The organism is Massilia norwichensis (assembly GCF_024753245.1).
Lineage (GTDB): Bacteria > Pseudomonadota > Gammaproteobacteria > Burkholderiales > Burkholderiaceae_D > Telluria > Telluria norwichensis.
In genome coordinates, this window is sequence record NZ_JANUGX010000002.1 from 163,838 (window position 1) to 184,864 (window position 21,027).

The 21,027-nt window shown below is 66.3% G+C and carries 18 protein-coding genes; all 18 read right to left on the minus strand.

The window, feature by feature from the left end; translation table 11 throughout:
* Positions 1–14: 14 nt before the first annotated feature.
* The gene (locus NX782_RS02475) at positions 15–566 is read right to left on the minus strand and encodes a hypothetical protein (RefSeq protein WP_258843913.1); all 552 of its coding nucleotides are present in this window, start codon (positions 564–566) and stop codon (positions 15–17) included.
* Positions 567–757: 191 nt separating this feature from the next.
* The gene (locus NX782_RS02480; protein WP_258843914.1) at positions 758–1,531 is read right to left on the minus strand and encodes an enoyl-CoA hydratase; all 774 of its coding nucleotides are present in this window, start codon (positions 1,529–1,531) and stop codon (positions 758–760) included.
* A 100-nt stretch (positions 1,532–1,631) separates the two neighbouring features.
* The gene (locus tag NX782_RS02485) at positions 1,632–2,828 is read right to left on the minus strand and encodes an acetyl-CoA C-acyltransferase (protein WP_258843915.1); all 1,197 of its coding nucleotides are present in this window, start codon (positions 2,826–2,828) and stop codon (positions 1,632–1,634) included.
* 29 nt (positions 2,829–2,857) lie between these two features.
* Positions 2,858–5,254, minus strand: a complete 2,397-nt coding sequence (locus NX782_RS02490; RefSeq protein WP_258843916.1) for a 3-hydroxyacyl-CoA dehydrogenase/enoyl-CoA hydratase family protein — start codon at positions 5,252–5,254, stop codon at positions 2,858–2,860.
* A 147-nt stretch (positions 5,255–5,401) separates the two neighbouring features.
* Positions 5,402–7,192: an acyl-CoA dehydrogenase C-terminal domain-containing protein gene (locus NX782_RS02495; RefSeq protein WP_258843917.1), complete on the minus strand. Its 1,791-nt coding sequence runs from the start codon at positions 7,190–7,192 to the stop codon at positions 5,402–5,404.
* Positions 7,193–7,224: 32 nt separating this feature from the next.
* Positions 7,225–7,821, minus strand: coding sequence for a TetR/AcrR family transcriptional regulator (locus NX782_RS02500; RefSeq protein WP_258844052.1), 597 nt, complete (start codon positions 7,819–7,821; stop codon positions 7,225–7,227).
* 205 nt (positions 7,822–8,026) lie between these two features.
* Positions 8,027–8,413 (minus strand): RNA-binding S4 domain-containing protein, encoded by a 387-nt coding sequence (locus NX782_RS02505; RefSeq protein WP_258843918.1) that lies wholly within the window; start codon positions 8,411–8,413, stop codon positions 8,027–8,029.
* 18 nt (positions 8,414–8,431) lie between these two features.
* Positions 8,432–9,592 (minus strand): cardiolipin synthase ClsB, encoded by a 1,161-nt coding sequence (gene clsB, locus NX782_RS02510; protein WP_258843919.1) that lies wholly within the window; start codon positions 9,590–9,592, stop codon positions 8,432–8,434.
* Positions 9,593–9,598: 6 nt separating this feature from the next.
* Entirely contained in the window at positions 9,599–10,417 is an 819-nt protein-coding gene (locus NX782_RS02515; RefSeq protein WP_258843920.1) for an endonuclease/exonuclease/phosphatase family protein, read from the minus strand.
* A gap of 97 nt (positions 10,418–10,514) precedes the next feature.
* Entirely contained in the window at positions 10,515–10,700 is a 186-nt protein-coding gene (locus NX782_RS02520) for a hypothetical protein (protein WP_258843921.1), read from the minus strand.
* Between the two features lie 214 nt (positions 10,701–10,914).
* Positions 10,915–11,682 carry an ATP-binding cassette domain-containing protein gene (locus NX782_RS02525; RefSeq protein ID WP_258843922.1) on the minus strand — a complete coding sequence of 256 codons (768 nt, stop codon included), beginning with the start codon at positions 11,680–11,682 and terminating at the stop codon, positions 10,915–10,917.
* A gap of 10 nt (positions 11,683–11,692) precedes the next feature.
* The gene (gene ssuC, locus NX782_RS02530; RefSeq protein WP_258843923.1) at positions 11,693–12,463 is read right to left on the minus strand and encodes an aliphatic sulfonate ABC transporter permease SsuC; all 771 of its coding nucleotides are present in this window, start codon (positions 12,461–12,463) and stop codon (positions 11,693–11,695) included.
* 2 nt (positions 12,464–12,465) lie between these two features.
* Entirely contained in the window at positions 12,466–13,638 is a 1,173-nt protein-coding gene (gene ssuD, locus NX782_RS02535) for an FMNH2-dependent alkanesulfonate monooxygenase (RefSeq protein WP_258844053.1), read from the minus strand.
* 12 nt (positions 13,639–13,650) lie between these two features.
* Positions 13,651–14,652, minus strand: a complete 1,002-nt coding sequence (locus NX782_RS02540) for a sulfonate ABC transporter substrate-binding protein (RefSeq protein ID WP_258843924.1) — start codon at positions 14,650–14,652, stop codon at positions 13,651–13,653.
* Positions 14,653–14,665: 13 nt separating this feature from the next.
* Positions 14,666–15,196 carry an NADPH-dependent FMN reductase gene (ssuE, locus tag NX782_RS02545; protein WP_258843925.1) on the minus strand — a complete coding sequence of 177 codons (531 nt, stop codon included), beginning with the start codon at positions 15,194–15,196 and terminating at the stop codon, positions 14,666–14,668.
* Between the two features lie 125 nt (positions 15,197–15,321).
* Entirely contained in the window at positions 15,322–15,999 is a 678-nt protein-coding gene (locus NX782_RS02550) for a GGDEF domain-containing protein (RefSeq protein ID WP_258843926.1), read from the minus strand.
* 54 nt (positions 16,000–16,053) lie between these two features.
* Positions 16,054–17,010 (minus strand): CHASE3 domain-containing protein, encoded by a 957-nt coding sequence (locus NX782_RS02555; RefSeq protein WP_258843927.1) that lies wholly within the window; start codon positions 17,008–17,010, stop codon positions 16,054–16,056.
* A 79-nt stretch (positions 17,011–17,089) separates the two neighbouring features.
* Positions 17,090–20,923, minus strand: a complete 3,834-nt coding sequence (locus tag NX782_RS02560) for an ATP-binding protein (protein ID WP_258843928.1) — start codon at positions 20,921–20,923, stop codon at positions 17,090–17,092.
* Positions 20,924–21,027: the final 104 nt, after the last annotated feature.

A 21,027-nucleotide genomic window follows, 5' to 3' on the forward strand; every position in this document is an offset into this window, starting at 1 on the left:
CCGTTAATTCGGGATCAGGTCTGTTTCAGCGGTCGGCGGTGCTCTGGATACCACCCGGTAAACCAGGCCGCCGCCGCGAGCGCCATTGCGGTGGCCAGCACGCTGCCCGCACGCGGCAGCGCCGGCGCGAAGGCCATGACCACGTCGGCCAGCACCAGCACGCCGAAGGCGGCGGCCCAGGCCGCGCTGATCACGTAATTCGTGCGCAGAAATTCCGGACTGTCCCAGTGCTGCCGCTCCACGCTTTCGCGCGCGTACTGCAGTGAGAACGGCCTTTGGAACACCATCGTCAGCAGCACGATCGACAGCAGCCCGGCGTCGACACGCAGGCGCACGTCGGCGATCGACCATTGTTCGCCCATGACGAGCGCCAGCAGGAAGAGTCCGCCGAACAGCAGGCAGGTGCCGATCTCGAGCAGTTTGGGGCTACGACCGGGCGCGAGCAGGTCGCGCACCAGTAGTGCGGCCGACGAGAGCGCTGCGGCTGCTAAGCCGATGGGGATGCCGAACATGCGCTCGGCCACCACGAAGACGATGAACGGCGCGAATGCCAGGAGCAGGTTCATGGGTCCTCCCCTCATGGAATACCCGTTGTTCCAGCTTTGATTCCGGCTTTACGGGATCGTTCCATTGATCCGGAGCGCGTAAAGCGGTCCGCTCTAGTCTTCGCTGCCGCCATCGCAGAGCGCTGCTGCCTGCCCGGACGCCGTCAGCACCGCGGCAAGCAGCAATCCATGCAGGCCAGCCCGCACCGCGCTCAGTCGAACTTGCTGAAATCCGGCTTCCGCTTCTCGAAGAATGCGGTAAAGGCTTCCTTCGCCTCACCACCCACCAGCATCGCGCTGAAGCGCTCGTTCTCGACCGCGATGGTCTCCTTGACCAGCGCCGCGCGCGAACGCTTCATCAGCATCTTGGTGGTGCGGATCGAAGCCGCCGGCAGTTTTACGAGCTTGGCGGCCTGGCCCTGGGCGAAGGCCAGCAGTTCGGCGGCCGGCAGCACCTTGGCGACGATGCCCATCTCGAAGGCTTCCTGGGCCGGGAAGGCTTCGCCCAGCATCAGCTTCTCGGCGGCGCGGGTGTAGCCGGCGGCCTGGGTCACCAGCAGCGAGGAGGCGAATTCCGGGCACAGGCCCAGCTGGGAGAACGGCATCGAGAACTTGGCGGTGTCGGCCGCATAGACCAGGTCGCAGTGCATCAGCATGGTGGTGCCGATGCCGACCGCGGCGCCGGCCACTGCCGCGATCACCGGCTTGGTGCAGGCTTCGAGCGCGTTCATGAACTGGAACACCGGGCGGGCTTCCGTCATCGCGCCTTCGCCGACGTTGTTGAGGAAGTCGTCGAGGTCGTTACCGGCGGTGAAGATCTCCGGCCTGCCGGTGATGAGAACGACGCGCACCTGCGGGTCGGTGTCGGCGGCGCGCAGGGCTTCGGCCATGGCGGTGTACATCGCGCCGGTGATGGCGTTCTTGCGCTCCGGGCGGTTGAATTCGATGGTGAGGACGCCGTTGGCGGTGGTGGTCTGGATGTCCATTCAGGAGGTCTCCTTTATTGTGAAAAGGGCGCTGCAGGTGTACCGACAGCGCCCTTCTTTGCATTGCATGGTGGGCACGGAGTGCCCACCCTACCGAGGATTACACGCGCTCGATGATACCCGCAGCGCCCATGCCGGCGCCGACGCACATGGTGACCATGCCGTACTTCAGGCTGTTGCGGCGCAGGGCGTGCACCACGGTCGCGGCGCGGATCGCACCGGTCGCGCCCAGCGGGTGGCCCAGGGCGATCGCGCCGCCCATCGGGTTGACCTTGCTGGTGTCCAGGCCCAGGTCGCGGATCACGGCCAGCGCCTGTGCGGCGAAGGCTTCGTTCAGCTCGATCCAGTCCAGCTGGTCCTGGGTGATGCCGGCGGCTGCCAGCGCGGCCGGGATGGCGACCTTCGGGCCGATGCCCATGATCTCCGGCGGCACGCCGCGCACGGCAAAGGAGCTGAACTTGGCCAGCGGGGTCAGGTTGTGCTCTTTCAGGATCTTCTCGCTGACGACGATCAGCGCACCGGCGCCGTCCGACATCTGCGACGAGGTCGCGGCGGTGACGCTGCCCTTGGCGGCGAACACCGGCTTCAGCTTGGCCATGCCTTCCATGCTGGCGTCGGCGCGCGGGCCTTCGTCCAGGTCGACGGTGCGGCGCTTGATGTCGACTTCACCGGTGGCCAGGTTCGGCGTGCGGGTCACGATCTCGACCGGGGTGATCTCGTCCTTGAACAGGCCGGCCTGCTGGGCGGCGATGGCGCGGCGGTGCGATTCCAGGCCGAAGGCGTCCTGGTCTTCGCGCGACACCTTCCACTGCTGGGCAACCTTTTCCGCGGTCAGGCCCATGCCGTAGGCCAGGCCCACGTTCTCGTCCTTGAAGGTCTCCATGTTAATCGACGGGTGGTGGCCCATCATCGGCACCATCGACATCGATTCGACGCCGCCGGCGATCATCACATCGGCTTCGCCGACGCGGATGCGGTCCGCGGCCATGGCCAGGGCGGTGATGCCCGAAGCGCAGTAGCGGTTGACGGTCACGCCGCCGACGGTGTGCGGCAGGCCGGCCAGCACCACCGAGTTACGGGCGATGTTGAAGCCCTGCTCCGCTTCCGGGAACGAGCAGCCGACGATGGCGTCGACGATCAGGGCCGGGTCCAGGTTCGGCACGGCGGCCATGGCGCCCTTGATCGCGGCGACCAGCAGGTCGTCCGGACGGGTCTTGTTGAACATGCCGCGCGGCGCCTTGCCGATCGGGGTGCGGGTCGCTGCGACGATGTATGCGTCTTGAAGTTGTTTGCTCATGTCATGTGTCCTTAATGTCCGCGTCGCGATCAGTTACGAACCGGCTTACCGGTCTGCATCATGCCCATGATGCGTTCCTGGGTCTTCGGATTGTTCAGCAGCGAGACGAAGGCCTTGCGTTCCATGTCCAGCAGCCACTGCTCGGAAACGGTGCTGCCCTGATCGACGTCGCCGCCGCTCACGATCTCGGCGATGGTATCGCCCAGGTGGTAGTCATAGGCCGAGATGAAGCCGCCGTCGCGCATGTTGACCAGCTGGCCGCGGATGGTCGCCCAGCCGTAGCGGCCGGTGACCGGCACCGGACGGCGCGCCGGAGCGCGGTAGCCGGCGTCGAACATCGAGCGCGCGGTGACCTTCGCCACGTGCAGCAGTTCGTACGGGTTGAAGACGATGACGTCGTCTTCCTTCAGGTAGCCCATGGCCTTCGCTTCGAGCGCCGACTTCGACACCTGCGCGGTGGCCGCGTTGGTGAAACCGGTCTTCAAGAATTGCAGGATGTCGTTGCCCTTGGCTTCATTGGCAGCGCGCAGCGCGGCTTCCTTCAGGCCGCCGCCGGCCGGCACCAGGCCGACGCCGACTTCGACCAGGCCGATGTAGGACTCGATCGAGGCCACGCGCTTCGATGCGTGCAGCGCCATCTCGCAGCCGCCGCCCAGGGCCAGGCCTGCGACAGCCGCCACCACCGGCACGTTCGAGTATTTCATGGCCATGAAGGTGTCTTGCAGGGCCTTGACGATCGGGTCCATCGCTTTCGCGCCGCCGGCCATGAAGGCTGGCAGTGCCGATTGCAGGTCGGCGCCGGCCGAGAACGCACCGCCTTCGGCCGCATCGGTATTCCAGATCACCAGGCCCTTGTAGCCCTTCTCTGCTTCGGCCAGGCCGCGCTGCAGGCCGGCGATCACGCCGTCGCCGATCACGTGCATCTTGGTCTTGAGCGAGATGACCAGCACTTCGTCGCCCGAGTGCCACAGGCGGACCGAGTCGTCCTCGAACACGGTGGTGCCGAAGGTCTTGGCGTCGGTGGTGGTGCTGCCCAGGACCGGCGCGCGGAACTGCTGGCGCTGGTAGACCGGCAGGTCGGACAGCGGCACGTAGGCGTTCTTGCTGACCGAGTACGAACCTTCGGCGGTGTGCACGCCTTTTTCCGAGACCGGTGCGCTGAAGACCCAGCTCGGCAGCGGTGCGTTCGACAGCGACTTGCCGGCTTCGATGTCTTCCTTCACCCACTGGGCGATGGTGTTCCAGCCGGCGGCCTGCCAGGTTTCGAACGGGCCGACGCTCCAGCCGAAGCCCCAGCGCATCGCGAAGTCGACGTCGCGCGCGTTGTCGGCGATCGACTCGAGGTGGAACGCGATGTAGTGGAAGGCGTCGCGGAAGATCGCCCACAGGAACTGCGCCTGCGGGTTGCTCGATTCACGCATGGCCTTGAATTTCTTGACCGGGTCTTTCTCTTTCAGGATGCGCGCGACGATGTCGGCAGCCTTGGCGCCGCTCGGCACGTATTCGCCGGTGGCGAAGTCCAGGCGCTGGATCTCCTTGCCGACCTTCTTGTAGAAGCCGGCGCCGGTCTTCTGGCCCAGCGCGCCCTTCTCGATCAGCTTGGACAGCACTTCAGGCGTCTTGTAGACGCTGAAGAACGGATCGTCCTGCAGGGTGTCCTGCATGGTCTTGATCACGTGGCCCATGGTGTCCAGGCCGACCACGTCCGCGGTGCGGAAGGTGCCCGACTTGGCGCGGCCCAGCTTGGCGCCGGTCAGGTCGTCGACCACGTCGACCGACAGACCGAACTGCTGCGCTTCGTGGATGGTGGCCAGCATGCCGAAGATACCGACGCGGTTGGCGATGAAGTTCGGGGTGTCTTTTGCACGCACCACGCCCTTGCCCAGGGTCGAGGTCAGGAAGGTCTCGAGCTGGTCCAGGATTTCCGGGCGGGTGCTGGTGGTCGGGATCAGTTCGACCAGGTGCATGTAGCGCGGCGGGTTGAAGAAGTGGACGCCGCAGAAGCGCGCCTTCAGTTCTTCGTCGAAGCCTTCGGCCAGCTTGTTGATCGACAGGCCCGAGGTGTTCGAAGCGAAGATCGCGTTCGGGGCGATGTGCGGCGCGACCTTCTTATACAGGTCGTGCTTCCAGTCCATGCGCTCGGCGATGGCTTCGATGATCAGGTCGCAGCCGGCCAGCACCTCGAGGTTGTCCTCGTAGTTGGCGACTTCGATCAGCGCCGCGTCTTCCTTGTTGCCCAGCGGGGCCGGCGACAGCTTCTTCAGGTTCTCGATGGCCTTCAGGACGATGCCGTTCTTGTTGCCCTCTTTGGCGGGCAGGTCGAACAGCACGACCGGGACCTTGGCGTTGACGCAGTGCGCGGCAATCTGCGCGCCCATCACGCCGGCGCCCAGCACGGCGACTTTCTTGACGATGAAATTGGTCATCTCTCGTAATCCTTAGTTATCGTCGTCCCCGCGAAGGCGGGGACCCAAGCTTGCATGCGCTGAGGCTGCACTGAACTTGGATCCCCGCCTGCGCGGGGATGACGGGTCTATGTAGCGGGTGTACGCGTTCGTACGTGATGGTCTTGCTTAGAACAGATCTGCGTCCAGCGCCAGCAGGTTCGATGCGCCCGAACGTGCCTGGCGGATCAGCATCGCGGTTTCCGGATACAGGCGGCCGAAGTAGAAGCGTGCGGTGTGCAGCTTGGCTTCGTAGAACTTGTCGCCCGAATCCTTCTTCTCCAGCGCGATCTTCGCCATCTGCGCGAAGAAGTAGCTGAACACCAGGTGGCCGACCACGCGCAGGTAAGGCACGGCGGCGGCGCCGACTTCGTCCTGGTTGGTGAAGGCCTTCATGCCGATTTCCATGGTCAGCTTGGTGACCTTCTCGCCCAGCTCGCCCAGCGGGGTCACGAACTCGGACAGGTTCTCGTCCAGGCCGTTCTCTTCGACGAAGGCTTTGATCTTTTCGCCGAAGGCACGCAGCTTGGCGCCGTTGTCCATCAGGATCTTACGGCCCAGCAGGTCCAGCGACTGCACGGTGTTGGTGCCTTCGTAGATCATGTTGATGCGGGCGTCGCGCACGTACTGCTCCATGCCCCACTCGCTGATGTAGCCGTGGCCGCCGTACACCTGCATCGCTTCCGAGGTCGCGATCCAGCCGTTGTCGGTGATGAAGGCCTTGACGATCGGGGTCAGCAGCGCGACTTCGCCGGCGGCTTCCTTGCGCACGTCTTCGTCCGGGTGGTTCAGTTCGCGGTCGATCTGCAGCGCGACGTAGGAGGTCAGCGCGCGCGCGCCTTCGGCATAGGCCTTGGCGGTCAGCAGCATGCGGCGCACGTCCGGGTGCACGATGATCGGGTCGGCCGGCTTGTCCGGTGCCTTCGGGCCCGACAGGCTACGCATCTGGATGCGGTCTTTCGCATACACCAGCGCGTTCTGGTAGGCGACTTCGGTCAGGCCCAGCGACTGCATGCCGACGCCCAGGCGGGCGGCGTTCATGAACACGAACATCGCGTTCAGGCCTTTGTGCGGCTGGCCGATCAGGGTGCCGACCGCGCCGTCCAGGTTCATCTGGCAGGTGGCGTTGCCGTGGATGCCCATCTTTTCTTCGATGGCGCCGCAGAAGATCGGGTTGCGCTCGCCGATCGAACCATCGGCGTTCGGCAGGAACTTCGGCACCAGGAACAGCGAGATGCCCTTCGAGCCTTCCGGTGCGTCCGGCAGGCGCGCCAGCACCAGGTGGACGATGTTTTCGGCGACGTCATGCTCGCCGGCCGAGATGAAGATCTTCGAGCCGGTGATCTTGTAGGTGCCGTCGGCTTGCGGCTCGGCCTTCGAGCGCAGCAGGCCCAGGTCGGTACCGCAGTGGGCTTCGGTCAGGCACATGGTGCCGGTCCATTCGCCCGAGACCAGCTTCGGCAGGTAGAACTTCTTCTGCTCTTCGGTGCCGTGTTCCTTCAGGCACTCGTAGGCGCCGTGCGACAGGCCCGGGTACATGGTCCAGGCCTGGTTGGCCGAGTTCAGCATCTCGTAGAAGGAGTTGTTCAGCGAGACCGGCAGGCCCTGGCCGCCGTATTCCGGATCGCAGGCCAGCGCAGCCCAGCCGCCTTCCACGTACTGCTTGTAGGCTTCCTTGAAGCCCTTCGGCGTGGTGACGGTCTTGGTGGCGGCGTCGAAATGGCAGCCTTCGCGGTCGCCGGAGTGGTTCAGCGGGAACAGCACTTCCTGCGTGAATTTCGCGCCTTCTTCGAGCACCTGGTTGATGATGTCGGCGTCGATTTCCTGGTAAGCCGGCAGGTTCTTGAATTCCTCGGTGACGTTCAGGAACTCATGCAGAACGAACTGCATATCCCGGATTGGCGCGACGTACTGACCCATGTTGATCTCCTGACGAAGGTAAAGATGATTGGTTATTTAGTGGGATTACGGTAATTCTCGATCAGGCGCGCGAAGCCGCGGTTTGCGCGGTCGACGGCGCCGGGGATGCGCAGGAAACGGGCATCGTGGTGCACGGCCAGGACCAGGCCGTACATCTCGTACACCAGCTGCTGCGGGTCGGTATCCGCCTTCAGGTCGCCGCAATCGACGGCCTGCTGGGCGCAGCGCACCAGGGCGCCCTGCCACACCCGCACCATGCCGACCAGCTCATCGCGGATCGGGCCAGGGCGATCGTCGTACTCGACGGCGCCGCTGATATAGATGCAGCCGGAGGCGATCTCGACCGAGACGCGCCTGAGCCAGTGGTTGAACATGGCTTCCAGGCGCGGCAGGCCGCGTGCTTCTTTGACGCTGGGGAAAAAAACTTCCTGCTCGAAGCGCTGGTGATATAGTTTCAGCACTTCGATCTGCAAGTCTTCGCGCGAACCGAAATGCGCGAACACGCCCGACTTGCTCATGTTCATGCGGTCGGCCAGCAGGCCGATCGTCAGGCCCTCGAGACCGTCACGGCTGGCGAGCTCGAGCGCAACGTCGAGAATCGCTGCACGCGTCATCTCGCCCTTGCGCATGACCATGGATTTGGCTGAAGTGTTAATACGAGACCCCCGTTTGAAGCGAGAAAAAATCCGAACGCTCGTACTATTATCTACCAGCCTGGAAATGTCAAACGGGAAGTTTAGAGTTGGCGTTCTAGTAGGGTGGGCACTCCGTGCCCACGCGTAACGCTCGAACAATTAACAACCTACATGCCTACATGGGCACAGTGTGCCCACCCTACGATTCACCGGCACGGGTAATCGCCCGGCGGTCGCGCTTGGTGGGCCGGCCCTTGATCGTGCTGCCGGGCTCCGGGAACAGGCGGCGCGCTTCCTGGTCGTTCGCGCGTTTCTGGATGCTGACTTCGGTTTCGCGGTAGAGCGCCTGGGCGACCGGCGCCGGACCGCGCGTGCCGGACAGGCCCAGCACGATCACTTCCCAACGGGTCGAGCCGTTGTCGATGAGGATCTTGTCGCCCACCTTCACCGAGCGCGCCGGCTTGACGTTCTCGGCATTGATCTTGATGCGCCCGCGATCGACCGCTTCCGCCGCCAGCGAGCGCGTCTTGAAGAAGCGCGCCGCCCATAGCCATTTGTCGATCCGTACGTTGTCGTTTTCGCTCATAAATTAATCTATTTCTACTCAGGCATAGCCGATCGTAAAGATCCGCATCGTCAGTTTATACAAAAGATAGGCCATTTCGTGCCCGGTGCGGCGCACCCAACTGAGTTGCTTGAGATCATCCATGCCTACCGGCACACCATCGGCGATGCCGCGCTCGATCTGCTGCGCCATGCTGGCGGCAAATCCGACGTCGTTGACCACCACGTTCGCTTCCTGGTTTACGAACAGCGACAGCGCATCGCAATTGCTGGAGCCGACCGTGGCCCAGTCGTGGTCGACCACCGCCACCTTGGCATGCAGCTGGGTCTTGCGGTATTCGACGATGCGCACGCCGGCCGCCAGCAGTTGCGGGTAGAAGGAATTCGCGACCGCATCCTGCATGCGGAATTCGCCGACGCCGATCAGGAGGCAGACGTCGACCCCACGCCGCGCCGCCTGCGCCAGCGCCTGGCGGAACTTCAGCCCCGGCGCAAAGTAAGGCGTGGCCATCAGCACGCGCTTGCGCGCGCGGCCGATCGCCTGCAGGTAGGCGCGCTGGATGGTGCGGCGGTTGCGCAGGTTGTCGCGCACCACGAAGCCGGCACGCATCGGATGCTCGCCCAGCCCCGGCGCCTGCTTGCGCGTTTCGCGGAACAGGTTCACGCGGTGGGCCAGGTTCAGGTGGCCGACGCGGGTCCATTGGGCCTGCGCCTCGCGGTGGATGCGCTCGACCAGCGGCCCGCGCACGCGCACCGCGAAATCCCAGCGCGGCGCCGGCAGCCTGGCATACGGCGCATAGTCGTGGTGCCAGTCGTCGTTGGTGTTGATGCCGCCGACGAAAGCCGTCTCGCCATCGACCACGCAAATCTTGCGGTGGCTGCGCGCCACGCCGCGCCGGAACCAGGGATTGAACCTGCGGCAATGCACGCAGGCCTGGGTGAACTCCTCGCGCAGCCGGTTGGCGATGCGGTGGCCGGTGCCGAACCAGTCGATCAGCACGCGCACCTTGACGTCGCGCTTGGCGGCGCGCTTCAGGGCCTCGGTCACGGCGCGCGCGGTCTCGTCCTCGGCATAGATATAGGTTTCGTACAGAATCTCGTGCTCGGCCGCGTCGATGGCCGCCAATAGTTCCTTGAAATAGCTGCCACCGCTTTCGAGCAGCTTGACGTCGTTGTTGGCGACGTAGGGAACCGAACGCATGGGCGGTCAGGCCAGCTGCAGGTTGGCGACGATGGGCGCGTGGTCCGACAGGCGCGCCCATTGCGGCCCGTGCAGGACTTCCGCGTGGTCGACCTTGAAACCGCGCACGTAGATGCGGTCGAGACGGAACCAGGGCATGGCGGCCGGGAAGGTCCGGGCCGGTACCAGGCGCCGCTCGCGGCCGGCCATGGTGCGCACCAGGTCGCCGATCTTCGAGGAGTCCCGCTCCAGTTCGTCGAACACCTCGACCACGCCGAGCTTGAGGCGCAGGCAGTCGCTCAGGGTGTTGCGCCAATCGTTGAAGTCGCCGGCGATGATCACCGGCTCGCCGTTCGGCGCCGACTCGTTCACCGCGCTGATCAGGGCATCGGTCTGGCGCCGGCGGCTGCCTTCGAACAGGCCTAGGTGGACCACGTAGCAGTGGACCTGGCCGCCTGGCGTGTCGAGCACGCAGTGCAGGATGCCGCGCTGCTCGTAGGCATGGTCGGAGACGTCGTGGTTGTGCTGGTTGGCGATCGGGTAGCAGGACAGCAGGGCATTGCCATGGTGGCCGTGATCGTAGACCGCGTTCATGCCGTAGGCGGCGTGCAGCGATTCGCCGGCAAAGAATTCGTGCTGGGCCTTCTCGGGCCAGTGGTGATGGGGACTGCGCACCTTCTCGCCGTAGCGGGCCTGATAGCGGTCATGACGGCCCTGCACTTCCTGCAGGAACACGACATTGGCATCGAACATACCGATGGCCTTCTTCAGCGCCAGCACACGCGGGGTGCTGCGGAAGGACGAGACGCCTTTATGGATGTTGTAGGTCGCAACACGAATTTTCATGGGAACATTTTAACCCCATCATTCGTGTTCTTCCGTTAAGCGCACCAATCGTGCGGGGAGATGCCATTCCCGGTCGTGTCCGGGAATGGCTGCGGGATCAAATGCTCATGGCCGGCAGGAAATGCTCTGCCGGCGCGAAATCTTCGGGCTTGCCGGTTTCGCGGAGAATCGGCTTGGTGTGCAGCGGACCGGTCAGGAGCAGACCGTTCAGCAATTCAATGCATAAATAATCATCGTCGACGCTAACATCTTTTATTTGCTGCTCGTGCTTGCGTTCGCTCATAGTTCCTCCAGTAACCTTCGTTGGACATTGCAAAACGTTAATTCGCGGTGAAGCGATCTATTGAACTTAATCAAATCATTTCCGCCTGTCAAACGAGGGAATCTATTGTGCTAACTCATCTGTTCCGAATTTAATTCCGTACATACGGGTAATTTGTAGGCATAAGCTGACAAATTCGTCGGAGTTAGCCGCATGAATTTGTCTTTAAATGTATCTAGATGTGTCGCACATCCAACACTCTGCTAAGTACTTGTTTCTCAAGGGAAATCAAAGCTGCATCGTCGCGCGCGCGCGGGTGGGGCAAGCCCACCGACAGGTCCATTGTTAAATTTCCATCTTCAATGAGAAGGACGCGGTCGGCCAGGGTGACGGCCTCCTGCACGTCATGGGTGACCAGCACGGCGGTGAAGCCGCGTTCCAGCCACAGCGACTCGATCAGCCGCTGCATCTCGATGCGCGTGAGGGCGTCGAGCGCGCCCAGGGGTTCGTCGAGCAGCAGCAGTTGCGGCTGGTGCACCAGCGCGCGCGCCAGCGCCACCCGCTGGCGCTGGCCGCCCGACAGCACCGCCGGCCAGTCGCCGGCGCGCGCTTCCAGGCCGACGCTGGCGAGTGCCGCGCGGGCCTGGGCCTGCCCGTCCGGCAGACCAAGGGCGACATTCTCCAGCACGGTCTTCCACGGCAGCAGGCGCGGGTCCTGGAACATCATCCGCACTTCGGGTTTCGTGCCTCCACCACCGATCTTGACCTGCCCGGCGTCGGGCTGTTCCAGCCCGGCGATGGCGCGCAGCAGCGTACTCTTGCCGCAGCCGCTGCGCCCGACCACGGCGACGAATTCGCCGGGCGCGATCTTGAGGTTGACGCCTTCCAGCACGCTGCGCCCGCTGTAGCGCTTGCCCAGGCCGCGCAGTACCAGGTGGGCGCCCTTCGCGCTCAAACCCGCGGCCTGGCTTACCCGCGTTTCTTCGACATGGCTGATCTGCATGAAGCACTCCTCATGAATAGGCCTGGTTCCAGCGCAGGAAGCGCCGTTCCAGTCCGACCGCGAACAAATCGGCGGCCTTGCCCAGCAGGGCGTACAGCAGGATCCCGACCAGCACCACGTCGGTCTGCAGGAATTCGCGCGCATTCATCGTCATGTAGCCGATCCCGGCCTGGGCCGAAATCGTCTCGGCGACGATCAGCAGCACCCACACCAGCCCCAGCGAAAAACGCACGCCGACCAGGATGGACGGCAGCGCGCCCGGCAGGATGACGTCGCGGTACAGGGCCCAGCCGCGCAAGCCGTAGCTGCGCGCCATTTCGATCAGGCCGGCGTCGACCGTGCGGATGCCGTGGAAGGTATTCAGGTAGACCGGGAAGAACACGCCCACGGCCAGCAGGAACAGCTTGGCCGCCTCGTCGATGCCGAACCACAGGATCACCAGCGGAATCAGGGCCAGCGCCGGGATGTTGCGGATCATCTGCAAGGTGGTATCCAACAGGGTCGCGGCGCGCCGGCTGCTGCCGTTCAGCAGGCCGAGCAGCAGGCCGGCGCCGGCGCCGATGCCGAAACCCGCCAGCGCCCGCCACAGGCTCACCTTCAGGTGCGCCCACAGTTCGCCGGACAAAACCAGGTCGCGGGTCGCCAGCGCCACGGCCCAGGGTTCGGGCAGGATGCGGCTGGACAGCCAGCCGAGCCGCGCCGCCGCCTCCCATGCCAGCACCAGCGCGACCGGCAGCGCCCAGGGTGCCAGCGGCGCCAGCAGGGCTTTCGCGCGCGCCATCCTCAAGCCGCCTTCTTCGGCACGCCGGTGTTCGGCACGCTGGTCTTAGGCACAATGTCGCTGGCCATGACTTCGCCGAAGGGTCCGGTCAGCGAATGTTCGCCGCCCTGTTTTCCTTTACCCAGCAGCGGGAACACCAGTTCGGCGAAGCGGTAGGACTCCTCCAGGTGCGGATAGCCGGACAGGATGAAGGTCTCGATGCCGAGGTCCGCATATTCCTGCATGCGCGCGGCCACCGTTTCCGGGTCGCCCACCAGCGCGGTGCCGGCGCCGCCGCGCACCAGGCCGACCCCGGCCCACAGGTTGGGCGACACTTCCAGCTTGTCGCGGCGGCCGCCGTGCAGCGCGGCCATGCGGCGCTGGCCCACCGAATCCATCTTCGCGAACGCGGCCTGGGCCTTGGCGATGACCTCGTCGTCCAGGTGGCTGATCAACTCGTCGGCGGCGCGCCATGCTTCCTCGTTCGTCTCGCGCACGATCACGTGCAGGCGGATGCCGAAGCGCACCGTGCGGCCATGCTTCGCGGCGCGAGCGCGGATGTCGGCCAGCTTCTCGGCGACGGCCGCCGGCGGCTCGCCCCAGGTCAGGTAGACGTCCATCTGCTCGGCCGCCAGTTCGTGCGCCGCTTCCGATGAGCCGCCGAAGTACAGCGGCGGATACGGTTTCTGCAGCGGCGGATACAGGGTGCGCGCGCCCTTCACGCTCAGGTGCCTGCCCTCGAAATCGAAGCCCTTGTCGCCGCCCTCGCCCGCCATCGCGGCGCGCCAGATGCGGAAGAATTCGTCCGAGATTTCGTAGCGCGTCGCGTGGTCGGCAAACAGGCCGTCGGCTTCGAGTTCTCCCTGGTCGCCGCCGGTGACGACGTTGATCAGGAGGCGCCCGCCCGAGAGCCGGTCGAAGGTCGAGGCCATGCGCACCGCCAGGCCGGGCGTCGACAGGCCCGGGCGGATCGCCACCAGGAACTTCAGCTGGCGCGTGGCCTGGATCAGCGAGGACGCGACGATCCAGGCATCCTCGCAGGAGCGCCCGGTCGGCAGCAGCACGCCGTCGTAGCCGAGCGTATCGGCCGCCACCGCGACCTGGCGCAGGTAGTCGCCGTCGACGGTGCGGGCGCCGCGGCTGGTGCCGAGGTAACGGCTGTCGCCGTGGGTTGGCAGGAACCAGAAGACATTCAACTTGGACATGGCTTATTCCTTGGCGAGCAGTTGAGCAAGCAGTTGGGCCGGCGGCTGCGCATCGCGCACCACGATCGGTTTCGGGATCAGTTTCAGTTTGTGGAAGGCGTCGGCGATGTCCTGCTGCGCCTTCAGGACCTCGGGCGTGACCGGCTTCACGCCATAGGCATAGCGCTGCGCCGCCAGCGCCACCACCTCGGGCGCCAGGCCGGTCTGGGCCGCCAGGATGGTCGACACTTCCTGCTGGTGGGTGCGGCCCCATTCGTCGACCTTCGCCAGTTCGTCGAGCACGATGCGCACCAGCTCCGGGTTCTGCTGGGCGAAGCCGCGCGCGGCCAGATAGAACTGGTGGTTCGCCACCAGGCCTTTGCCGTCGATGAGCACGCGCGCACCCAGCTGCTTTTCGGCGGCGGCCAGGAAGGGATCCCAGATCACCCAGGCGTCGACCGCGCCGCGCTCGAAGGCGGCGCGGGCATCGGCGGGCGGCAGGTAGACCGGCTGGATGTCGGTGTAGGCGATGCCGGCCTTTTCCAGCGCCTTCACCAGCAGGAAGTGCACGTTCGAGCCCTTGTTCAGGGCGATCTTCTTCCCCTTCAGATCGGCCAGCGAGCGCAGGTTCGAGCCCTTGGGCACGACGATCGCTTCCGACGATGGCGACGGCGGCTCGTTGCCGACGTAGACCAGGTTCGCCCCCGCGGCCTGGGCGAAGATCGGCGGCGCCTCGCCGACGGTCCCGAAGTCGATGCTGCCGACATTCAGGCCTTCGAGCAGCTGCGGGCCGGCCGGGAACTCGGTCCATTTGACGGCGATGTTCTTCTCGCGCAGGCGCTTTTCCAGCGTGCCGCGTCCCTTCAGCAGGGTCAGGGTGCCGTACTTCTGGTAGCCGATGCGCACTTCCTTCGTCGCGTCGGCGGCGTGGGCAGGCAGGCCGGCGGCCAGCGGAAGGGATGCGGCGGCAAACAGCAGGCCGAGCGTGCGGCGGCGCTGGTGCACGCGGTCCAGGGGATCGCTCATGGGGTCAGTCTCCTTAAGTAAGCTGCAGCTCGCCGTGCAGCTGTTCGATGCCGGCCTCGATGCGGACGGCGATGGCGTCGGCCGGCTGCAGGCCCCGCGCCGGATCCCAGGGCAACTGCTGCGAGGTGGCGTAGATGCTGGGCAGGATGTGGCGCGCACCGAGCGCGGCCAGCACGGGCCGCAAGGCGTAGTCGAGCGCCAGCATGTGCGACTGGCCGCCGCCGGTGGCCACCGGCAGCACCAGCTTGCCGGCCAGCCCGTCCTGCGGCAGCAGGTCGAGGAAGGTCTTCAGCACGCCGCTGAACGAGGCTTTGTACACGGGCGTACCGACGATCACGGCGTCGGCCTCGAACACGAGCGACAGCGCTTCGCGCAGCACCGGGTCCGTGCCGTCGCCCTGCAGCAGGGCCGCGGCCGGCAGTTGGCGCACCTGCAGCGCCACGCTGCGGTGGCCCAGCGCCGCCAGGCGTTCGCCGAACAGCTGCAGCAGGCGCCAGGTGGTCGATGGCGCGGATGGGCTTCCGCCCAGCAATAAGACATTCATGGTGGGTTCCGGTCAGGATGGACGAGTACAGGCTACCGTCCGCCCCGTGGAATCGGAACGAATGCTTTCGCGCTTCGATATGACTATTTTGTTAAAAGATTTTGCGCATATCGATGTGCGCAGGATTATTGCTGGCCCGCCGCGATGACGCGGTTGCGCCCTTCCCGCTTGGCCTGGTACAAGGCGCGGTCGGCGGCGCGGAACAGCGCCTCAGCGTCGGGGCCGTGGATCGGAAATTCGGCCACGCCGAACGAGGCCGTGATGGTGTCCGGGCCGGCGCCGTCAGGCATCGGCGGCGCGCCGGCGATGTCGGCCCGCAGCGCCTCGGCGCGCCGGGCCGCATCCTGCTGGGCGCAGTCCGGCATCAGGATCACCAGCTCTTCGCCGCCGTAGCGGCAGGCGACGTCGCAGTCGCGGATCGACTGCCGCACCAGCTGGGCGATGGTGCGCAGGACCGCGTCGCCGGTGGCGTGGCCGTAGCCGTCGTTGACGCGCTTGAAATGGTCGACGTCGAGCACCACCAGCGACAGCGGCGACGCCATGCGCCGCGAACGCGCCAGTTCGCGCCGCAGCGTTTCTTCGAAATAGCGGCGGTTGAACAGGCCGGTGAGCGGATCCAGTACCGACTGGCGGCGCAGCGATTCGCGCAGCCTGGCATTGCCGAGCGCCAGCGCCAGCTGCTCGGCCAGCGAGACCGCCAGCTGCTCCTGCTCGTCGCGCAGCTTCGCTTGCGCGGCCAGGCCCTCAAGGTGCAGCATGCCGACCAGTTCGTCCTGCGTGACCAGCGGCACGCACAGACGCATGCTGTCGTCGCCGGCGCCGGCGCCGTTGCGGTAGTGCGCACAGGCGGCCCCCTCTTAGCCGATGGTCTTGTAGCGCGCGCCGTGGCGCAGGGCCCAGCAGTCGTCGGGGGCGATCTCCGCCGGCTGGTTCGAAGCCGCGCCCCAGCGCGCGAGCTGGCGCAGCCGGGCCTCGCCGGCGCCGAGCGCGAAAAAGGTGCCGCCGGCACCGGGCAGCAGCCTGGAGAAGCTGCGCGCCACCACCGGTCCGGTGTCCAGGCTGGACGGCAGGGCCTCGACCGCGCGCAACATCTCGGCGACGATCCTGAGTTCGCGGTTCTGGCGCGTGCTCAACTCGACCGCGGCCGCCAGCTGGGCCGCTTTCTGCTCGAGCTGGCGGGCGGTCTCGCGGCGTTCGCGCAGCATGCGCGCCAGCACCGTCAGCAGTGCGCCGAATACGCAGATATTGATGAAAGTGGCGCCGACGCTCACCGTAAACGACCGGTTCGACGCCGCCAGCATTTCAGTGCGCAGCTCTTCGCGGCGCGCCTCGGTATGCGCCTGCCGCATCCCGATCTGGCGGCGCAGTTCATCCATGTAGACCTTGCCGCGCAGCGAGCCGACCACCTCTTCGGTCTTCGCGAAACCGTCGGCGCGCCGGATCGCGATGGTTTCGTCGAGTTCGGCCAGCTTCAGCTCGGCCAGGCGCGCGATGCGCCAGATCCTGGCGCGCTCGGCATCGCTGCCCGCCTTGTCCTTGGCCTCGCGGATGGCGAGCGGCAGCGTTTGCTGGACACGCAGGTAAGGCTCGAGAAAGACTTCGTTGCCGGTGATGACAAAGCCGCGCTGCCCGGTCTCGGCATCGCGCAGCGCATCCAGGATGCTGTCGAGGCGCTGTTGCTGCTCCAGTTCCGTGCGCAGTTGCTGGACGAGCGTGGTGGTCTGGCGGTCCAGCCAGAACGGCACGGCCGCCACCAGCGCCATCACCAGGAACACGGCCAGGATGGCGAATTGAATGTGTGTTTTACTGCGCATGCAGGGGAATGGCGCCGCCTTGTTCAGGAGCACCCAACCTTAGCACAGATATTGAACATCCGATGATGCTTGTAATGTATCAAGTCTTGCGGCGCACTTTCTCGAGCACCGCGCTCAGGTCCGGCGTATGGACGGGCTTGACCAGGTGGTGATCGAATCCCGCGGCCAGTGTTTGCTGGCGGTCGCCTTCCATGCCGTAGCCGGTGACCGCCACCAGGATGGTGGCGCTGGTGGACGGCATCGAGCGCAGGCGATGCGCGAGCGCGTTGCCGTCCATGCCGGGCAGGCCGATGTCGAGCAGGGCCACGTCCGGCGCTGCGCGGGCGACGCTCTCGAGCGCGCCATAGGCATCGTGCTCGACCCGCACACGGTGACCCCATTGCTCGAGCAGCAGCTTGAACATGAAGGCGGCATCGGTGTTGTCGTCGACGACCAGGATATCGAGCTGCCCGGCCCCTTGCTGCGGCGGCGCACTGGGCGGGGCAGCGGCCGGCGCCGCTTCATCCAGCAGGCGCGGCAACTGGACGATGAAGGTACTGCCCTTGCCCAGGCCGGCGCTATGGCAGGCCACGCGGCCGCCATGCAGGACGACCAGGCTCTTGACCAGGGCCAGGCCCAGTCCGAGGCCACCCTGCGAGCGGTCCGGCGTGCGCTCGGCCTGGGCAAACAGGTCGAACACCTGCGCGCGCAACGCCGGCGCGATGCCGATCCCGGTATCGCTCACGATCACCAGCACGCAATCGGCGTCGACCTCGGTGCGCAGCGTGATGGTGCCGCCGGCCGGGGTGTACTTGGCCGCGTTGTTGAGCAGGTTGGTGAGGATCTGCACCAGGCGCTTTTCGTCGCCGAGGACGCGGCCGCCGGCCGGATCGGGCGCCAGCACCAGCTGGTGGCGCTGCGCTTCGATCAGCGGCCGCACCTGTTCGACCGCATGGGCGACGATGGCCGGCACCTCATGCGGCTTCTTGTCGATCTCGACCAGCCCTCGGGTGACGCGCGAGACGTCCAGCAGGTCGTCGATCAGCGCGGTCATGTGGCGCACCTGGCGGCCGATGATGTCGCTGACGCGGCGCGAACGTGCGGCGTCGAGCTGGGCCATGCCCATCATCTCGGCCGCCGCACGGATCGGCGCCAGCGGGTTGCGCAGTTCGTGCGCGAGCATGGCCAGGAATTCGTCCTTGCGCCGCGCCGCCTCGTGCAGCGCGGCTTCGGCCTGCTTGCGTTCCGAGACATCCATGTACACGCCAAGCACGGTCGACGGGCCGCCGTCGCGGCCGCGCACCGGCGTCACGGTCTTGCCGACCCAGAGCACCCGGCCGTCGGAACGCAGGAAACGGTTTTCGAGTTCGTAGGGAATGCCATACTCGACCAGGGCGGCGAACAGCGCCCGGTTGTCCGGCGCATCCTCCGGATGGAGAAAAGCGTCGACCCGGCGCCCGACGATCTCTTCGCGGGGCAGGCCGATCATGTCGGCATAACGCTGGTTGACGTTCAGCAGGACGCCGTCGAGGCTCGCTTCGGCGATGCCGACCGTGGTCTGCTCGAACAGCGCGGCGGCATGCCGCTGGCTGTCCGCCAGCGCCGCCTTGTCGCGCGCCGTTTCGACTTCCAGGCGCAGGGCCTGCTCGCGCGCGGCGGCGTCGCGGCGCTGGCGCGCCAGCCTGATGGCACCGTCCACCCGCGCGCGCAGTTCGCGCGCGCCGAAGGGCTTGACCAGGTAGTCGTCGGCGCCGGCGTGCAGGCCTTCGAGCCGGGCTTCTTCGCCGGCGCGCGCGGACAGCAGGAACATCGCCACGCCGCTGGTCGCCGGATGGGCGCGCAGCGCCGCCAGCAGGCCGAAGCCGTCCAGCCCGGGCATCATCACATCGGACAGCACCAGGTCCGGCAAGGTGCCGGCCTGCGCCGCCGAACGTACGGCGTCGAGCGCCGCGCGGCCGTTGCCGAACGCCGTCACCTCGTGGCCGCCCTCTTCCAGCACGCGCCTGATGTAGGCACGCATGTCGGCATTGTCGTCGGCCAGCACGACACGGCCGCTGCGCAGGGACAGGCCAGCGCCGTCCCCGGCCGGTGCCGGTGCCGGTGCCGATGCCGATGCCGGCACATCGTCCGGCAGCCAGCCCAGGGCTTCGTCGACGTAGCGCTGCGCCGCGGCGGGCAGCGTCTCGCCGGCGGCATGCGCGGCGTCCCCCGATGCCACCTGGTGCGGCGGCAGGTGGGCCGCGCCGAACGGCAGGCGCAGGGTGAACACCGCGCCCTGGCCCTGGGTGCTGGCGACGGCGATCGTACCGCCGTGCAGCTGCACCAGTTCGCGCACCAGCGACAGGCCGATGCCGGTACCTTCCACCGAGCGCCCGGCCTGGCCTTCGACCCGGTGGAAGCGCTCGAATACGTGGTCGAGGTCGGCTGCGGGAATGCCGACGCCGGTATCGGCGACCCGCAGCTCGGCCATGCCGCCGGCTTCGCGCAGGGTCACGCGGATACCGCCGGCAAGGGTGAACTTGAAGGCGTTCGACAACAGGTTCAGGACGATCGTTTCCCACATCGCCGGATCGACGAAGACGGCGCCGGGCAAGGCTGGGCAGTCGATCTCGAGATCGAGGCCGGCACGTTCGCAGGCGGCGCGGAAGTTACTGGCCAGGTCGGTCGTCAGCGGTCCCAGTTCGGTGGCGACGAAGCCGGCTTCGATGCGGCCGGCCTCGATGCGCGAGAAATCGAGCAGCGAATTCACCAGGCGCAGCAGGCGCTGGGCGTTGCGGTTGGCGATGTCCAGGCGCGCGCGCTGGTCCGGTGCCACGCCATCCGCCTGCAAGGCTTCTTCGAGCGGCCCCAGCATCAGGGTCAGCGGCGTGCGGAATTCGTGGCTGACGTTGGAGAAGAACGCGGTTTTCGCACGGTCGATGGCGGCCAGCATGGCGGCGCGCTTGCGCTCGGCCTCGACCGCGTCCACGCGCGCCAGTGCGGCGCCGAGCGCGGCCTGCACCAGATCGTAGAAACCGGCGTAGGTATCGTCGAGCGGCAGGCGCGCGCTGGCGCCGGCCATCAGCAACAGGTCGGGCTGGACACTGCCCGGCTGGCTGACCGGCAGCGCGAACGCGGCGTCCGGCGCTTCTTCGTAGGGGCCGCAGGCGGCGCCCTCGAGGCGCGCGCGCAGGCCGGTCAGGCGCAGCGGCGCATCGGTTTGCATCAGTTCCGGCATCGGCCAGACCGCGTCGTCGCCTGGCGCCAGCACGGACGGCGCCATCGCGGTGCCGGGGGGCATGCCGGTGTCGCCGGCCAGCCGGTAGTTGCCGCTGTCGGGATCGCGCTCGTACAGCAGCGCGAACGGCAGGTCGAGTTCGCACTGCGCCACGGTCTGCATCAGGAGGCGGAACAGGTCGGCACGCGTGTCGGCCCGGCCCAGTTGCGCATTCAGGTCGCGCAGCGCACGCGTGCGCCGCTCGCTGAGCATGGTCGCCGTGGTTTCCGTCACCGGGTGGAACAGGCCGGCGATATTCCCGCTTTCGTCGCGGATGGGGCTGAGCGAAAACGTGAAGAAGGTCTCTTCCAGGTAGCCTTTGCGGAACAGGAAGATGCGGCGGTTCTCCAGGAAGGACGTGCGCCCGCTGCGCGCCTGTTCGAAGGGCTGGTCGAGCTCCGGCCAGGCCGAGGCCCAGCATTCCTTGAAGTCCTGGCCGAGCGAGCCCGGATGCTTGTCGCCGCAGATGACCCGGTAACCGTCGTTGTAGATCTGGACGTTGTCCGGTCCCCAGATGATATCGATGGGGAAGTTGGAGGCCAGGCACAGGCCGACGGTGGTACGCAGGCTGTGCGGCCAGCCGGAGATGGGCCCCAGCGGCGTGCTGGACCAGTCGTGGGCCAGGATCAGCGCGGCCATTTCGCTGTCGCCGGTCAGGAAGGTTTCTTCGGATAGCATGCCGCTATCGGGCTCGAGAGGCATATTCATTGTGCATTGCAGGTCAGTCCCTGCCGCCTCCCGGCTATTCAGTAATTCGTTACATTAACATGCTTGCGTCGGCG

What these genes read in the sequence shown, in the direction of transcription:
- NX782_RS02475 (WP_258843913.1), bottom strand. Translation starts at nt 566, where the DNA reads ATGAACCTGCTCCTGGCATTCGCGCCGTTCATCGTCTTCGTGGTGGCC.
- NX782_RS02480 (WP_258843914.1), bottom strand. Translation starts at nt 1,531, where the DNA reads ATGGACATCCAGACCACCACCGCCAACGGCGTCCTCACCATCGAATTC.
- NX782_RS02485 (WP_258843915.1), bottom strand. Translation starts at nt 2,828, where the DNA reads ATGAGCAAACAACTTCAAGACGCATACATCGTCGCAGCGACCCGCACC.
- NX782_RS02490 (WP_258843916.1), bottom strand. Translation starts at nt 5,254, where the DNA reads ATGACCAATTTCATCGTCAAGAAAGTCGCCGTGCTGGGCGCCGGCGTG.
- NX782_RS02495 (WP_258843917.1), bottom strand. Translation starts at nt 7,192, where the DNA reads ATGGGTCAGTACGTCGCGCCAATCCGGGATATGCAGTTCGTTCTGCAT.
- NX782_RS02500 (WP_258844052.1), bottom strand. Translation starts at nt 7,821, where the DNA reads ATGCGCAAGGGCGAGATGACGCGTGCAGCGATTCTCGACGTTGCGCTC.
- NX782_RS02505 (WP_258843918.1), bottom strand. Translation starts at nt 8,413, where the DNA reads ATGAGCGAAAACGACAACGTACGGATCGACAAATGGCTATGGGCGGCG.
- clsB (WP_258843919.1), bottom strand. Translation starts at nt 9,592, where the DNA reads ATGCGTTCGGTTCCCTACGTCGCCAACAACGACGTCAAGCTGCTCGAA.
- NX782_RS02515 (WP_258843920.1), bottom strand. Translation starts at nt 10,417, where the DNA reads ATGAAAATTCGTGTTGCGACCTACAACATCCATAAAGGCGTCTCGTCC.
- NX782_RS02520 (WP_258843921.1), bottom strand. Translation starts at nt 10,700, where the DNA reads ATGAGCGAACGCAAGCACGAGCAGCAAATAAAAGATGTTAGCGTCGAC.
- NX782_RS02525 (WP_258843922.1), bottom strand. Translation starts at nt 11,682, where the DNA reads ATGCAGATCAGCCATGTCGAAGAAACGCGGGTAAGCCAGGCCGCGGGT.
- ssuC (WP_258843923.1), bottom strand. Translation starts at nt 12,463, where the DNA reads ATGGCGCGCGCGAAAGCCCTGCTGGCGCCGCTGGCACCCTGGGCGCTG.
- NX782_RS02540 (WP_258843924.1), bottom strand. Translation starts at nt 14,652, where the DNA reads ATGAGCGATCCCCTGGACCGCGTGCACCAGCGCCGCCGCACGCTCGGC.
- ssuE (WP_258843925.1), bottom strand. Translation starts at nt 15,196, where the DNA reads ATGAATGTCTTATTGCTGGGCGGAAGCCCATCCGCGCCATCGACCACC.
- NX782_RS02550 (WP_258843926.1), bottom strand. Translation starts at nt 15,999, where the DNA reads ATGCGTCTGTGCGTGCCGCTGGTCACGCAGGACGAACTGGTCGGCATG.
- NX782_RS02555 (WP_258843927.1), bottom strand. Translation starts at nt 17,010, where the DNA reads ATGCGCAGTAAAACACACATTCAATTCGCCATCCTGGCCGTGTTCCTG.
- NX782_RS02560 (WP_258843928.1), bottom strand. Translation starts at nt 20,923, where the DNA reads ATGCTATCCGAAGAAACCTTCCTGACCGGCGACAGCGAAATGGCCGCG.